Source organism: Devosia sp. MDV22-iso42 (genome assembly GCF_058629155.1).
Map to the genome: position 1 here is coordinate 1,072,551 of NZ_JBZVWR010000006.1, position 13,969 is coordinate 1,086,519.

Below are 13,969 nucleotides of genomic sequence, written 5' to 3' on the forward strand. Positions count from 1 at the left end.
CTGGAATTCGGTTGGAAATGACCCCGGCGCAGCGCGCCGGGGCCGTATGGCTTATTCGCTCAGCGGCAGGCCGATGAAGCGGGCTTCGCCGTCGCGGCTGGCCTTGATCAGGGCGGTGTTGAGCCCCTTTTGCTTGACCGCATCGAGAGCGGCCTCGAACTCGTCCAGCGTTGCCACGGGCGTGTTGTTGACCTCAAGGATGGCGTCGCCGACTGCCAGACCCTTTTCGGCGGCTGCAGAATCCTCTTCAACGCTCTGGATCAGCAGACCACCCGAACCGTCGGCATTGGGCACCAGGGTCAGGCCGACGCTGGACTTGCCGGGCAGTTCAGCCGGCGGGGTCGGCTGGGACGGCTGTTCGGGGGTAGCTGCTTCCTCGGTGAGGGTCTGCAGCTTGACCGACAGCTTGGTCTCGGCCCCGTCGCGCCAGATGGTCAGCTCGACGGTGGATTCGGGAGCCTTGCCGGCAATGGTGCGGCTGAGGTCAAGCGCGTCATCGATGGGGTCGCCATCGACGGCGGTGATGATATCGCCCGACTTGACGCCGGCGGCACCGGCAGGGCCGTCAGAGGCCGGCTCGCGCACGATGGCGCCCTTGGCATCGGCCAGGCCGACACCGTCGGCGATATCGCGCGTCACGTCCTGGATGGAGACGCCGAGATAGCCACGGGTCACCGAGCCATCGTCGATCAGCTGCTGGACGATGCCCTTGACCGTGGCGGCGGGGATGGCAAAGGCAATGCCGACATTGCCGCCATTAGGCGAATAGATGGCGGTATTAACGCCGACCACCTGACCCTTGGTATTGAAGGCCGGGCCACCGGAATTGCCCGTATTGACGGCCGCGTCGATCTGCAGGAAATCGCCATAGCTGGAGCCGCCGATATTGCGACCCTCGCCCGAGATGACGCCCACCGTCACGGTACCGCCCAGGCCAAAGGGATTGCCCACGGCCACGACCCAGTCGCCGACGCGGCTGGATTCGGTCTCGAACTGCACGAAGGGCAGATCGGTGCCCTCGATCTTGAGCACGGCCAGATCGGTGCGCTCGTCGGTGCCGACAATGGTGGCGACCGTTTCGGTGCCGTCATCGAACACCACGGTAACCTTGGTGGCGTCCTCGACGACGTGGTTATTGGTGACGACATAGCCGTCAGCCGAGATCACAAAGCCCGAGCCGGCCGCCATGTACTGGCGTGGCTTGGCGTCAGGACCGTCACCGCGGCGGCCCTGCCCTTCCTGACCGAACTGGTCCAGGAAGTCGCGGAAGGGGTGACCCTCTGGGAGATCAGGGAAGTTGAAATCGAACTGGCGCCCACCGCGCTGCATCGGGCTGCCGGCTTCCTGGGCTTCAACGAGGATGGAAACCACGGCAGGCTTGACCGCCTCGACCAGGTCGGCAAAGCCGGCATGGGGCTGGATGGCATCGGGCACGACGATCTGCGCCGCGTTCTGCACCTGTGCATTGGCGGCCTGGCCGGTAATGACGTAGGCGGTCGAAACACCGCCGATACCGATCAGCAGCGCCAGGGCCGAAACCCCGAGCCAGCGACCGGTACGCTTCATGATGGATGAACGCATCGCGAATTCTTCTCCTTCGGACAAGCCCTCAACAGCTTGTGGGTCAGTTATGCAACAGCCCAGCTTGCTGGCAGGTTGCAGCCACATTAAGGTTTGGCAATGTTGACGCCAGCATTGTGGCAACGCCAGCCTATTGCGGCGGATCGAGGGCGTCGAGCGCGGCCTGTTCCTCGGGGCTGAGGGCCTGCGGCGCGGGCGCTGTATGGCGGTTGCGCCCCTGCAGCACCAGGACCAGCAATCCGCCCAGCAGCAAAACCGGCGCGGCAATCCACAGCAGCATGGTGTGACCATTGACCCGCGGGTTGAGCAGGACAAATTCGCCATAGCGGTCGACCAGATATTGCTGCACCGCCTCATCGCTGTCGCCGGCTACCAGCCGCTCGCGCACCAGCAGGCGCAGATCGCGGGCCAGGTCGGCATCGCTGTCGTCGATCGACTGGTTCTGGCAGACCAGGCACCGCAGCCCGGCCGAGAGGTCGCGGGCGCGCTGTTCCAGCACCGGATCGCTCAGCACCTCGTCGGGGCTGACGGCCAGGGCCGTGCCGCTGAGCAACAGGGCCACGGCCAGCATGAGCGTCCGCAGCCAGCTCATCGCGCGGCCACCGTGGCCTTGGCGGCGCGGCGCGGGGCCCCGACGCGCAGCTTGCGGTCAGTCAGCGAGATCACGCCGGCCAAAGCCATCAGCAGCGCGCCCAGCCAGATCAGGGTGATATAGGGCTTGTGCCAGATGCGCACGATATGGGTGTCGTCGAGCGGCTCGCCCAGCTGCAGGTAGAGCTGGGAAAAGCCATAGGTCTCGATCGCCGCCTCGGTGGTGGGCATGCCGCTGGCGACATAGGTGCGGCGGTCGGCCATGGTGCTGCGCGTCTTGCCGTCCGGCGCGGTGATGGTGAAGTGCCCCTCATCGGCCAGGAAATTGGGGCCCGGCACCTGTTCGAAGCTGTCAAAGGCAATAGTGTAGCCCGACAGTTCGGTGGTCTCGCCCGGATTGAGCGTAGTCACCCGCTCGGTCTCCCAGGCGCTGGTCGAGACGATGCCGAGCACCGTCACCCCCATGCCGAAATGGCCCAGCGCAGTGGAAAAGGCCGAGCGCGGCAGACCCACCAGACGTCGCCAGCTTTCCTGCACCGGCAGGCGGCCCAGCCGCGTACGCTCGACCAGTTCGGCAAAGGCGCCGAAGGAAACCCAGAAGCCGAGCAGCAGGCCGAGCGGGGCCAGCGAGATGGAGACCCCGCCCAGAGCCGAGATCAGGATGGTGAAAAAGATCGCCAGCGCCCCCGCCCCCATCAGGCGCTGCGCCGCCGCGAGCACATCGGCGCGCTTCCAGGCCAGCATGGGCCCAAAGGGCAGCACCAGCAGCAGCGGCGCCATCAGCGCGCCGAAGGTCATGTTGAAGAAGGGCGCGCCCACCGAGATGGAGGTGCCGGCCAGCGCATCGAGCAGCAGCGGATAGAGCGTGCCGACCAGCACCGCGCCGATGGCCGTAGCGAGGAAGAGGTTGTTGAGGATCAGCGCGCCTTCGCGGCTGACCGGGGCAAAGAGCCCCCCCTGGCGCAGCGATGACGCCCGCAGCGCGAACAGGAAGAATGCCCCGCCGATGACTAAAGCCAGCAGGGTCAGGATGACGAGGCCGCGGGTGGGATCGCTGGCAAAGGTATGGACCGAGGTCAGGATGCCCGAGCGCACGAGGAAGGTGCCCAGCAGCGACAGCGAAAAGGTGATGATCGAGAGGAACACCGTCCAGATCTTGAGCGCATTGCGCTTTTCCATCACCAAGGCCGAATGCAGCAAAGCCGTGCCGGCCAGCCAGGGCATGAAGCTGGCATTTTCCACCGGGTCCCAGAACCACCAGCCGCCCCAGCCAAGCTCGTAATAGGCCCAGTAGGAGCCCATGGCGATGCCCAGGGTCAGAAAGACCCAGCTCAGCATGGCCCAGGGCCGCACCCAGCGGGCCCAGGCCTGGTCGATACGGCCGGAAATCAGTGCGGCAATGGCAAAGGAAAAGCACACCGAAAAGCCGACATAGCCGGCATAGAGCAGCGGCGGATGGATGGCCAGGCCAATGTCCTGCAGCACCGGATTGAGGTCATTGCCCTCAAGCGGCGCCGGAAAAACCCGGGCGAAGGGATTGGACGTAAAGAGCGTAAAGCCGGCAAAGGCGGCGGTGAGCAGGCTCTGGGTGGCCAGCACCAGGCTTAGCAGGTCATCGGGCAGGCGACGGCCGAAGGCGGCGACCATGGCGCCGAAGGTGACGAGGATGAAGATCCACAGCACCATGGAGCCTTCATGATTACCCCAGACGCCGGAGATCTTGTAGATCAGCGGCTTGAGCGAATGGGAATTGTTGACGGCCAGCAGCAGCGAGAAGTCGGAAGTGACAAAGGCCTGGATCAGCGCCAGGAAGGCCACCGCCACCAGCACGAATTGCAGCAAAGCGGCCTGGCTCAGCACCATGGCGATGCGCGTGCCCGAGCGCCAGAACAGGTAGCCACCAACCGTGGTGACGGCGGCAATGGCAAAGGCGAGGATGAGGGCGAAATGGCCGAGTTCAATGCTCATGGCGTCGCCGTCTCCGGCCGCCATTCGCCGCTGGCCTTGAGCGCATCGACGACTTCCTTGGGGATATAGTTCTCGTCATGCTTGGCCAGCACATTGGTGGCGATGAAGGCGCCATCGGGGCCCATGCTGCCCTCGGCCACCACGCCCTGGCCTTCGCGGAACAGGTCGGGCAGCAGGCCGGCATAGTGGGCGGTGACGTCGGTGGCGCCATCGGTGACGACAAAGGTGTTGTCCTGGCCGTCGCGCAGCCAGCTGGCCTCCTTGACGAGGCCACCCAGGCGGATCGGCTGGCCGACGGCGACCTCGCGAGCGACGATGTCGGAGGGGGAATAAAAGAAGACGATCTGGTCGCGCAGCGCCACCAGCACCAGGGTGGTGGCCAGCGCCAACACCAGAGCCAGCCCGCCAATCACCGCCAGCCGCTTCTGCTTGCGGCTCCAGCGTGCCTTGCGAACGCCAATGGGCATGGTCATGGTTGAGCTCCCGTGATGGTAAGGCCGGCTTCGAGCGCAATGGTGTCGAGATCGCCCCGGTCGAAGGCCTGGGGATAAGCGGCGACGGCGGCGTCAAAGGCGGCCTGGGCCTTGGCCTTGTCGTCCAGCACGAGATAGGCGCGCACCAGCTGGGTCCACTCCTCGACCGAGCCGCCGCTGGTGGCGAGGCGACTGGCAAGGCCGGTGACCATCTGGCCGATCATCTCGGTTTCCTCGGCGCTGAAGGCCTGGGCCGGGGTGCCGGCCGGTACCGCGCCGTCATTCTGCGCCACGGCCAGGCCCTGCCGGGCCGAAGCCAGCCAGGGCTCGTCGCCGACCGACAGGGCCAGCGCGGCGTTCCAGGCATGGACGGCGGCGGGGTAGTCGCCCTGACGGGTCAGTTCGGATGCCAGATAGAGCCGCGACATGACATGGCGCGGATCGCTCTGGGCGGCAGCGCGCAGCAGGGATATGGCCGCAGGCGAGCCGGTACCGTCTGATGCCAGCAGCAGGGCTTCGGCCTGCCGCGTCTGCAGGTCGGGCGTCGGTCCCGACAGCGCGATGATGCGGCCATAGGCCTTTGCCGCGTCGGCATAGCGGCCGATCTCAAGATAGGCCGGGGCGATCACCGTCCAGCCGCGCAGGTCATCGGGATTGGCGGCCAATGCGGTTTCGATGCGGGCAATGGCAGCGTCGAGGTTGAGGCCGGTCGCCGCCAGCGGATCTGGGCTTTCGGCCACGGCGCGACTGGCCAGCGGCTGCGATGGCAGGTCGGGACTGCCCAGCATGGCGTAGAGCGCCAGGGCCAGAACGGCCATGGCGGCGAGTCCGGCCAGCAAGGGGGTGCGACCCAGTTCGGGGCGGCCGGTGGTGGCGGGCCGGTTTTCCGCCTTGAGGCGCAGGATTTCGCGCGCCAGCTCGGCCTTGGCGGCCAGCGCATCGGCCTCTTCGAGCTTGCCGGCGGCAAGGTCCGCGTCAATGCCGGCCAGCACAAGCGCGAATTGGTCATTGCTACCGGCCATTTCCGGTCGCGTTGCGTTGACCGTCCGCGGGCCGGCTGCGTAAACAAGGGCAGCGCACGCAATGGCGGTAACAGCGATGGCGATAAACCAGAAAATCATGGGTCCCGGATGCTGGGCGCCGGCATGGCGCAACTGGGTTCCATCTATAACCGGAATGCGGCGGAAAACTACCCGGACAGCGCCCGGAACAGGGGACGCATTGCCACAGGCAGGCGCCGGCGCATGAGCCAGCACGCCGCCGACTTCCTGATCATCGGCAGCACGCCGCTGGCCCGGCTACTGGCTGGCCTCCTGGCCTCGCAGCATGGCAAGACCGTGCTGCTGCAGGCCCGGGACCTGGTCGGCCGGCGCCTGCGCCCAGGGCTGGATCTGTCGGTGGGGCCGATCACCAGGCCGGAGACCTGGGCGCTGCTGGCCGCCGCCGTGCCGGAAACCGCGCGGCTGGTACGCCGCATCGGCAAGCGCGCCGCGCTGACGAGACTCGACCCGATCCTGTTCGCAGATCAGGCAACAAGCCAGGCAGAACTGGGCCATATCCGTCATATGGCAGCCGGCTTTAGCCTCGCCGCAGAGCGCATCCCGCTGCACAGCCTGGGCCCGGGCCGCGAGGGCTTGGTGCTGCGCGACGCGGTGCTGCTGAACCGGCCGGTGCTGGAGCCGGCGCTGGACCGCTGGCTGGTCCAGCTGGGGGTAAGGCGGCTCGATCCGGACATGAGCGTTGACGTTGCCGGCGATGGACGGGCGGCCGTGACACTGGACGACGTCCCCATCGAGATCGGCCAGACGCTGCTGGCCGATGACGCGGCCATGCTCGCCCATCTGCCCGATTCTGCCTGGCCGGCGCTGCTGCAGCGGCGGGACGCCAGCCTCATTCTCACCCGGCCGGTGCCGCCCATCGCGGCCCCGGTAATGGTCGCACTCGATACCGGCATCGTGCTGGGCCAGCAGGCCGAGGGCGGCGTGCTGGCCCAGGGTGAGGGCGGCATGGTCGGCTTGGCCGGGCAGCTGGGCGTGCTGCTCGGCCTGCCTTACGCCTTCGAACAGGCGGGACAGGCCAGCTTTGTCGACCTCGGTACCCGCGACGGCGCCCCGGCTTTGGGCCGCGTCGGCGGCACGGGCCCCGACATTCTGGCCGGCTTCGGCCCGGTCGGCGCCTTTCTCGCTCCGGCCTTGGCGCGCTGGCTGTGCGGCGTCGCCAGCCCGGCGGAAAACGCCTGGTGCGGGGCGCGGCTGGTCAATCGCGCTGCCGACACAGGCCAGGTCAGCGATATCGGAGCGGCGCCATGAGGGGGCAACCCAATCGCCTGGCGGCAGAGACTGCCGGCCCCTTTGCCGGCAGCGCCATCGACCGCGCCAAGCCCCTGGAGTTCCGCCTCGACGGGCGGCTGATCCATGGCTTTGTCGGCGACAGCGTGCTCAGCGCCGTGCTGGCGGCGGGCATTGACACGGTGGGGCTATGCAGCCACGGCCCCGTGGCGCTGTCGCGCCACTTTGCGCCGGCCATCCTGGCCGCGTCGCATTCCAGCGAAGCGCAGCGGGCGCTGGCCATGGCGCGGACGCCGGCGACCAATGGCGCGGACTATGTGACGCTGCCACAGAGGCAAGGCCCGGCCTGGCTGGCCGGGCTGCGCCGACGGCTGCGACCGGAGACCACATTGGGTCTGGACCTGGGCGAGGGCGCCGCCCTCCCCCTGCCCTTCATGGAAAGCCTCGGCAGTGTCCAGTCTCCGGCCGACCTCATCGTGGTAGGTGGCGGCGTGTCGGGCATGGCCGCATCGGTGGCGGCGGCCCAGGCCGGGTTGCGCGTCATCCTGCTCGAAGCGTCGGCGCGGCTGGGCGGCAGCGCCCAGCTGTTCGGCACGCTGGAGGGCGAGGAAACCGCCGATGCCAGCCTGCTGCGGCTCGGCACGGTCATTGCCGGTTCGGCCGCCATTACCGTGCTCACCCGCGCGGCTGTATTTGCCGCTAGGCCGGGCGCGGTGCGGGTGCACATCACCGATACCAGTGCGGCGCACCCCACGGGCCGCGTGGTTGAGCTGCAGGCCAGGCACATCGTGCTGGCCACCGGGACCAGCGAGCGCCTGCCGGTCTTTGCCGGCAACCGGCTGCCCGGGACAGTGGGGGTGCGGGAAGCCTATGACCTGGCCCAGCATTACGGGGTCTGGTGCGGCCAGTCGGCGCTGGTGGCGACCGCCAGCAATGTGGCCTATCGGCTGGCCATGCTGGCGCGCGATGCCGGCATTGCCGTGCCACGCATCATGGACAGCCGTACCCAGCCGCAATCGCGCTTCATCGAATATTCCAAGGCCTATGGCATTACCCTGGCGGCCGGCACCAGCATTGTCGCGGCGCGCCTGGGGGCCCAGGGGCGCGGCCTGACCGTCGCCCCGCATCTGCGCGTCGACCGTTTCAGCCGCGACGAGCCCCAGCTCACCGCCGACCGCCTGGTGCTCTGTGGCGGCTGGCAGCCCGCGCTCGACCTCTGGCATATGGCGGGCGGCACAAGCATGTGGAACGCCGAGGCGCAGGTGCTGCACGCCGGTTCCGGCCCCGACGGCCTGGTACTGGCCGGCAATGCCGCCGGTCATCGCGGCCATCAGGCCTGTCTGGCCAGCGGAGCGGCGGCGGTCGACCGCCTGCTGGGCCGGCCCGCGGCGGCCGTCACCGAGCTGGAAGTCGATGCAATTTACGAAAGTCGGGATGGCGCAACGCCCGTGGCGCCGGCGCCAGTTGGGGGCGGTGCACCGGCATTCCTTGATGCGGGACGCAGCGGCGTGGTGCGGCCGGCAGAGCCTGCGTCGCGCGGGTCCAGCCGGTTGCCCTGGGGCAAGCAGGCTGTGACCTGGTCGCTGGCCGATGGACCGCTGGCCCTGAGCTGCAGTGATATCGCCGCCGGGGTGCAACTGGGCCTGATCGCGCCCGAGCGCGGCGGCGTCGTGGCGCACGAGCGGGTGGGCATGATCGCCATGGCCACAGCAGCGGTCAGTGCGGTCGCGCCCCTTCCCCTGCCCGCGCCGCCGCTGGTGCCCGACTTCCTGAGCGGTCGGTTCGGTGACAATACGCAATTGTGGCTGATTGCGCCTGATGAGGCCCGCCTGCTCGAGCCTGGCGCGCTGATCCAGGCCAATGCTGACAGTCTTGATCCGCTGGCCGGCATCGGCGTGGTGCTGCGCCAGACCGAGGCTGGGGTCGTGGCGCTGATCGCCGCCAGCCATGGCCGGGTCGAGCAGAGACTGGTCGTGCGCGAGTCCGGTCGCGCAACGGCGATACGGCTGGTGTCGGCCTATGACGGGGAGCGTGGCTAGCTGGTGCGTTCGGCCGAGGCGCGGGCGCGCCGCAGGGTTTCGGCATATTCGGGATTGAAGCGCACTTCGGCCATCTTGATGCCGGCATCGAGTCGGGCGGTAATCACCGGATCGGCGGGATGCTGCCGGATCAGTTCGAGATTGCGCTGCAACTGCATTTCCAGCGCCTCGCCCGACTGGCTCCAGGCCTGGTCAAACACGGCATTGAGGGCCATGGAGGCGCGGGCATCGCGCACGGTGGCCAGCAGGTAGATGCCGTTGATGGCGGCCAGAATGCGATCATCGTCGAGACGGTCGGCGCTGGCGTCACGACCGCGGCGCAGCGCCTGGTTGAGGTCGGGCACCACTTCGCGGAGGCGCGGCTCGATGCGATCGGAGACCTGCTTGGTGAGGCCCGACAGCACGGCGGCCCACTGGCTGCCACGTTCGAATTCGATATAGCCGGTCAGCGCGCGCACCAGGCGGTGGAAACGCTCCAGTCCGCGGCAGACCAGGTCGATATCGGCAAACGGTCCGGTGGGCTGCAGCAGGTGGATCTGGTTTTGCGCATGGGCCAGCATGGCGTCGATCACGGGCGAAAAGCCGCTGCGCGACACCGACAGCTCATTGGCATTGCCGGACAGCTTGATGACGGTGGTGATCAGCCGCGTCGGATTGGCGATCTGCCCCATGGCGGCATGGAACAGCAGCGCGGCCAGCGGCTGGTCATTGAGCGGCATGGACTGCAGGGCGGTGCCCAGGGCGGAATCCTCGCCGATGGCATTGATGGCCTTGCCGAAGGCGACGGCCTTGGGCAGCAGTGGCCGGCCACGCAGGGCATTGAGCAATTGCGGCAGGGCGGCGCGGGCTTCGTCGCTGCCCAGCATGGCGCGCAGGCGGCGACCGACTTCCGGGTCTGCCTCGGCGGCAGCGAGTGCCGCCTTCATCCGCGCCATGATCTTGGCCATTTGCGGCTCGAGCGCGGCGGCGGTCAGGCTGCCATCGGCAATCTCGTCGGCCGAGATGAAATCGGCGCAGAGGTCGCGATGGACCCAGGTCCAGCCGGCCACGATGCTGCTGCGCCGAATCGATCCCTGGAACGAAAAGGTCGCGGGATCTTCGACGACGACAACATCGAGCATGCCGGCAAAAGGCCGCACAACCGGGCGCGCGGCGCGACTGGAGGAGCGGGCTGCGGGGACTGCAGGTTCGGATCGATTGGCAGCTTGGGACATATAAGCAGTCGGTCTGGGAAGCGATACTGCCCCAAGCCTATCTGCCGTTGGTAAATAATCCTTACTGCCCGAGCCGCAGGTTCGCGTTTATGCAGCGCCTTTTTCGACCGTCCAATTGCCGGTCTGTTCGCGGCAGGCCGTGCCCTTCTTGACGAAGTCCTGGCCACCGATCTTGACGGTATGGGTGAAGTCGCGGCAGTCGAGATTGTTGACCCGGACATAGGGGCCGACGGCAACCGAACCGGAGGTGCCGGCCTCGCCGGTCCAGGCGCGCGGGGCGCCGGGACGACCAAACTGCAGCGCATAGAACTGGGCGGTATTGGCGGCGGCAATATCGGTGCTCGACATGCGGGCAGCGGCGGCAGCATCGACAAAGCCGCTCGACACGCTGGTCGTGGCCAGGGCCTGCTGGGTGGTCTGGGCCGGGCTGGCTACCATCGGGGCGGCAAAAACCGGCGCAGCAGCGACAACTGGCGCCTGAACCACCTGAGTCGTACCGGTGCTGCTGCACGCAGCCAGGGTCAGGGCGAGCAGTGGCGTGGCAAGGATGGCGAAGCGGTTCATGTTTTCAGGCCTCTGGATGATTGATGCGTCATGTTGTTGCAATAAGGCGAAAATGCGTCAGCCGGCGGCCCGGGCCACCCCGCCCTGGCGTGCCGTCGGCAGCCGCAGCTCGACCTGCAAACCGCCCAAGGTCGAGCGTTTCAGGGTGAGCGTGCCGCCGTATACATCCACCAGTTCCTTGACGATATCGAGCCCCAAGCCGCTGCCGGGTGTTTTCTCGTCCAGCCTGACACCGCGACGCAACACTTTTTGCGCGTCAGGCTCGCTGAGGCCGGGGCCGTCATCGTCAATGCGGATCAGCAGCATGGTGCCGGCGGTGCCGCGTTCGGCATCGAGGCGCAGTTCGACGCGGCCGGATGACCACTTGCAGGCATTGTCGAGCAGGTTGCCCGCCATTTCCTCGAGGTCGGTCTCATCGCCGCGAAACCAGGGCAAGCCGGCATCGACTGGCGGCTGGGTGATGGCGACATCGGGATGGATCTTGGCCATGACCCGGCTGAGGCGCAGCAGGATCTGGGCGGCATCGGCCTTCTTGCCGACCAGGTCGGTGCGGGCGGTCAGCCGGGCGCGGTCGAGATAGGTGCTGACCATGGCGCTCATCTTGGCGCTTTCGGCCAGCACGACATCGGCGAGGCCGCCCTTTTGCGCCCCGGCCTCGTTGCGCAGCACGGCGATCGGCGTCTTGAGGCCATGGGCCAGATTGCCGACCTGGTTGCGCGCCCGCTCGATGATCTGGGCATTGGAGGCGAGCAATTCGTTGACCTCCTCGGCCAGCGGCGCAATCTCGCGCGGATAGGATCCGGTCACGGCCACGCTCTCGCCCGCGCGCACGCTTTCGATGGCGGCACTCAGCCGGTCGATGGGCCGCAGGGCAAAGCGGGCGACGATGAAGCTCATCACCGCCAGCATCACCCCCACCGCGCCCAGCACAATGAAGGCCTGGCCGCGGAAATCGTCGACGAGACCGAGGATTTCGCTGAGATTGCCGGTGACGACGATTTCATAGGTCTGGGGAGCCACCGTCACCCGGCGCTCGACCACGCGGACGCGCGTGCCAAAGGCATCGTCGGTGATGGCGGTGTCGCGGCCGGTGGCGCTGGCCGGGCCGGCGATGTCGGGCATGTCGATGCCGACCACCGAGGGGGAAAGGTTGTAGAGCGTGCCGTCGGTGTCGCGGATCACCCAGTACCAACCCGAGCGCGGCCGGCCGAAGCGCGGATCAGTCAGTTCGATGGCGTCACTTTGCGGATCGCCGGTTTCGAGCAGCGCCCCGGTCAGGCTCTCGATATGGAAGTCGAGGGTTTCGGTGAGCGAGGTGTCGAGCGCCCGCGAATAAAGGTCGGTCAGCAGGAAGCCGGTGGCCACCAGGGCCACGATCAGCCAGCCGGCCGACAGCCAGAGCAGCGATGCGGCGATCGAGCCCTTGCTCATTGGAACACGGAGGATGGGTTGAGATTTGGATGAGGGCGAGGCGAAAGGGACGGTTTTTGAGAAGTGATGAGCCTCTGAATGAAGGTCCAGTGGACCTTCATGGCGAAGAACGCCCGGAGAGCTACGCTCGCAGGGCTATGGCGCAGCATAGGTTCGCCTATGTGAGCACCGGAAGCGCAGAAACCCGCCGCTTGCAGGCCGACCTCATCCAAATATCGGCCCATCCTCAATCGTCCGCGATCTGGTAGCCCATGCCCCGCACGGTCTGGATGCAGTCCTCGGGCAGCTTCTTGCGCAGGCGGCCGACAAAGACCTCGATGGTGTTGCTGTCGCGGTCGAAATCCTGGTCGTAGAGGTGTTCGGTCAGTTCGGTACGGGAGATCACCTTGCCCTTGTGGTGCATCAGATAGGTGAGCAGACGCAGTTCGTGGCTGGTCAGCTTCACCGACTGGCCGTCGACCGTCACCTTGCCCGAACGGGCGTCGAGCCGGACGCTGCCGGAGACAATTTCATTGGAGGCCAGGCCCGCGGCGCGGCGCACCAGAGCGCGGATGCGGGCCAGCACTTCTTCCATGTGGAAGGGCTTGGCGACATAGTCGTCGGCGCCGGCATCGATCCCCTGCACCTTGTCGCTCCAGCGGTCGCGCGCGGTCAGCAGCAGCACCGGCATGGTCTTGCCGGCGCGGCGCCAGGCTTCAAGCACCGAGATACCATCCATCTGCGGCAGGCCGATATCGAGCACCACGGCGTCATAGGGTTCGGTCTCACCGAGATAGTGCCCCTCCTCGCCGTCAAAGGCCACGTCGACGGCATAGCCACCCTCGGTCAGGGCGTCCTTGAGCTGGCGATTGAGGTTGATGTCGTCTTCGACAACGAGAATGCGCATGTCCGACCCCCGGCTTTGGCTTGGTCTATTGGGCGCTCAGCACCAGGTTCTGGGCTTCCCCGGAAGCGGCCAGCACGCCGATATGGTAGACGAGACGCCCACCCTCGTCACACACGGCGACATTGAGCACCTTGGCGCTGCCGTCGATGCCGGCCGAGGCCAGCACGGCATCGAGCGACATGATCTGGCCGGAGGCCACCGCCTCCTGGATCTGCCGATTGTCGAGGCAGGCCTGCGCCTGCGCCGCGCCAGAACCCAGCAAAGCAAGCGCCAGCGCCAATGCAAGCGGGGCCGGACGGAGGGGGAACAGTGTTTTCATGAGCGCAATCTAGGGCAGCATTGCTGAATGGGACATGAATGGAGCGTCAGCAAACAACGATCCATTGCGGCCGCCATCGCTAGCCGCCAAGCCCCAAGCCGAAGCGAATGTAGCCGAACAGCGCTACACAGAGCGCGATGACAAAGCTGACCATCTGCCAGGTGGTCGGCATGGCATTGACCCGCCCCTTGATCTCGGAAAGGTCGCGCATAATGGTTTTGAGGTCCGATCGGAGCTCTTTCCCATCATCTTCGAAGCGTTTGACTCTGGCTTCCATGCCATCAGATGTGCCACCGCCACCGCCTGCATTCAAGAGCCGATCGTTCTCGGTAGCGAGTTCTGCCAAACGCTTCTTCAGAAGCCCCAGCGCGACATCAGCGGTTTCAGGCATGAACGGCTGCCTCAAGGTTACCTATGAGCTTTTCCATCCGCTGTGTTAGCGCGTCTATGCTGGCCGCCAGTTCGGGTGTTTCAGGCACTGAGGCCGCTGCGCGAATATCGGCAATCACGAACTGAACATCGACAAGGGCGCCGGCGGTCGACAACACCGCGCCCTCCAGAAGATCAACCTTCTTCTTGAGCTGTTCTATTTCAGTTTCGTTCATGTAACAGCCC

The 13,969-nt window shown here is 66.8% G+C and carries 14 protein-coding genes; 2 read left to right on the plus strand and 12 right to left on the minus strand.

Annotated elements, in window-relative coordinates; genetic code table 11:
* Positions 1-51: 51 nt before the first annotated feature.
* From AC4NN3_RS06750 to ccmI, 5 genes are all read right to left on the minus strand, one after another.
* Positions 52-1,581, minus strand: coding sequence for a Do family serine endopeptidase (locus tag AC4NN3_RS06750; RefSeq protein WP_491926306.1), 1,530 nt, complete (start codon positions 1,579-1,581; stop codon positions 52-54).
* A gap of 130 nt (positions 1,582-1,711) precedes the next feature.
* Positions 1,712-2,173, minus strand: coding sequence for a cytochrome c-type biogenesis protein (locus tag AC4NN3_RS06755; protein WP_491926307.1), 462 nt, complete (start codon positions 2,171-2,173; stop codon positions 1,712-1,714).
* Entirely contained in the window at positions 2,170-4,140 is a 1,971-nt protein-coding gene (locus AC4NN3_RS06760; protein ID WP_491926308.1) for a heme lyase CcmF/NrfE family subunit, read from the minus strand. Before AC4NN3_RS06760 ends, AC4NN3_RS06755 begins: the two co-directional genes overlap by 4 nt.
* A complete protein-coding gene (gene ccmE / locus AC4NN3_RS06765) occupies positions 4,137-4,613 on the minus strand; it encodes a cytochrome c maturation protein CcmE (RefSeq protein ID WP_491926309.1) in 477 nt (158 codons plus the stop codon). Before ccmE ends, AC4NN3_RS06760 begins: the two co-directional genes overlap by 4 nt.
* Positions 4,610-5,734, minus strand: coding sequence for a c-type cytochrome biogenesis protein CcmI (gene ccmI, locus AC4NN3_RS06770; RefSeq protein WP_491926310.1), 1,125 nt, complete (start codon positions 5,732-5,734; stop codon positions 4,610-4,612). The genes ccmE and ccmI overlap by 4 nt, the downstream gene beginning before the upstream one ends.
* A gap of 123 nt (positions 5,735-5,857) precedes the next feature.
* Between ccmI and AC4NN3_RS06775 the strand changes: the two genes are divergently transcribed.
* Together AC4NN3_RS06775 and AC4NN3_RS06780 are read left to right on the plus strand one after the other, a co-directional pair.
* A complete protein-coding gene (locus tag AC4NN3_RS06775) occupies positions 5,858-6,922 on the plus strand; it encodes a hypothetical protein (RefSeq protein ID WP_491926311.1) in 1,065 nt (354 codons plus the stop codon).
* Complete coding sequence (locus tag AC4NN3_RS06780) at positions 6,919-8,940, plus strand: FAD-dependent oxidoreductase (RefSeq protein WP_491926312.1); 2,022 nt, start codon at positions 6,919-6,921, stop codon at positions 8,938-8,940. The genes AC4NN3_RS06775 and AC4NN3_RS06780 overlap by 4 nt, the downstream gene beginning before the upstream one ends.
* Here the strand turns inward: AC4NN3_RS06780 and AC4NN3_RS06785 are convergent.
* The 7 genes from AC4NN3_RS06785 to AC4NN3_RS06815 all read right to left on the minus strand — a co-directional run bounded on the left by AC4NN3_RS06785 (position 8,937) and on the right by AC4NN3_RS06815 (position 13,959).
* A complete protein-coding gene (locus AC4NN3_RS06785; protein WP_491926313.1) occupies positions 8,937-10,061 on the minus strand; it encodes a hypothetical protein in 1,125 nt (374 codons plus the stop codon). The genes AC4NN3_RS06780 and AC4NN3_RS06785 overlap by 4 nt on opposite strands.
* Positions 10,062-10,241: 180 nt before the next feature.
* On the minus strand, positions 10,242-10,718 hold the full coding sequence (locus tag AC4NN3_RS06790) for a hypothetical protein (protein WP_491926314.1): 477 nt from the start codon (positions 10,716-10,718) through the stop codon (positions 10,242-10,244).
* 57 nt (positions 10,719-10,775) lie between these two features.
* Positions 10,776-12,149 carry an ATP-binding protein gene (locus AC4NN3_RS06795; RefSeq protein ID WP_491926315.1) on the minus strand — a complete coding sequence of 458 codons (1,374 nt, stop codon included), beginning with the start codon at positions 12,147-12,149 and terminating at the stop codon, positions 10,776-10,778.
* A 226-nt stretch (positions 12,150-12,375) separates the two neighbouring features.
* Positions 12,376-13,035, minus strand: coding sequence for a response regulator transcription factor (locus AC4NN3_RS06800; RefSeq protein ID WP_491926316.1), 660 nt, complete (start codon positions 13,033-13,035; stop codon positions 12,376-12,378).
* Between the two features lie 25 nt (positions 13,036-13,060).
* The gene (locus AC4NN3_RS06805) at positions 13,061-13,354 is read right to left on the minus strand and encodes a hypothetical protein (protein WP_491926317.1); all 294 of its coding nucleotides are present in this window, start codon (positions 13,352-13,354) and stop codon (positions 13,061-13,063) included.
* Between the two features lie 79 nt (positions 13,355-13,433).
* Positions 13,434-13,745 carry a hypothetical protein gene (locus tag AC4NN3_RS06810; protein WP_491926318.1) on the minus strand — a complete coding sequence of 104 codons (312 nt, stop codon included), beginning with the start codon at positions 13,743-13,745 and terminating at the stop codon, positions 13,434-13,436.
* Positions 13,738-13,959 (minus strand): hypothetical protein, encoded by a 222-nt coding sequence (locus AC4NN3_RS06815; protein ID WP_491926319.1) that lies wholly within the window; start codon positions 13,957-13,959, stop codon positions 13,738-13,740. The genes AC4NN3_RS06810 and AC4NN3_RS06815 overlap by 8 nt, the downstream gene beginning before the upstream one ends.
* Between the last annotated feature and the right edge of the window lie 10 nt (positions 13,960-13,969).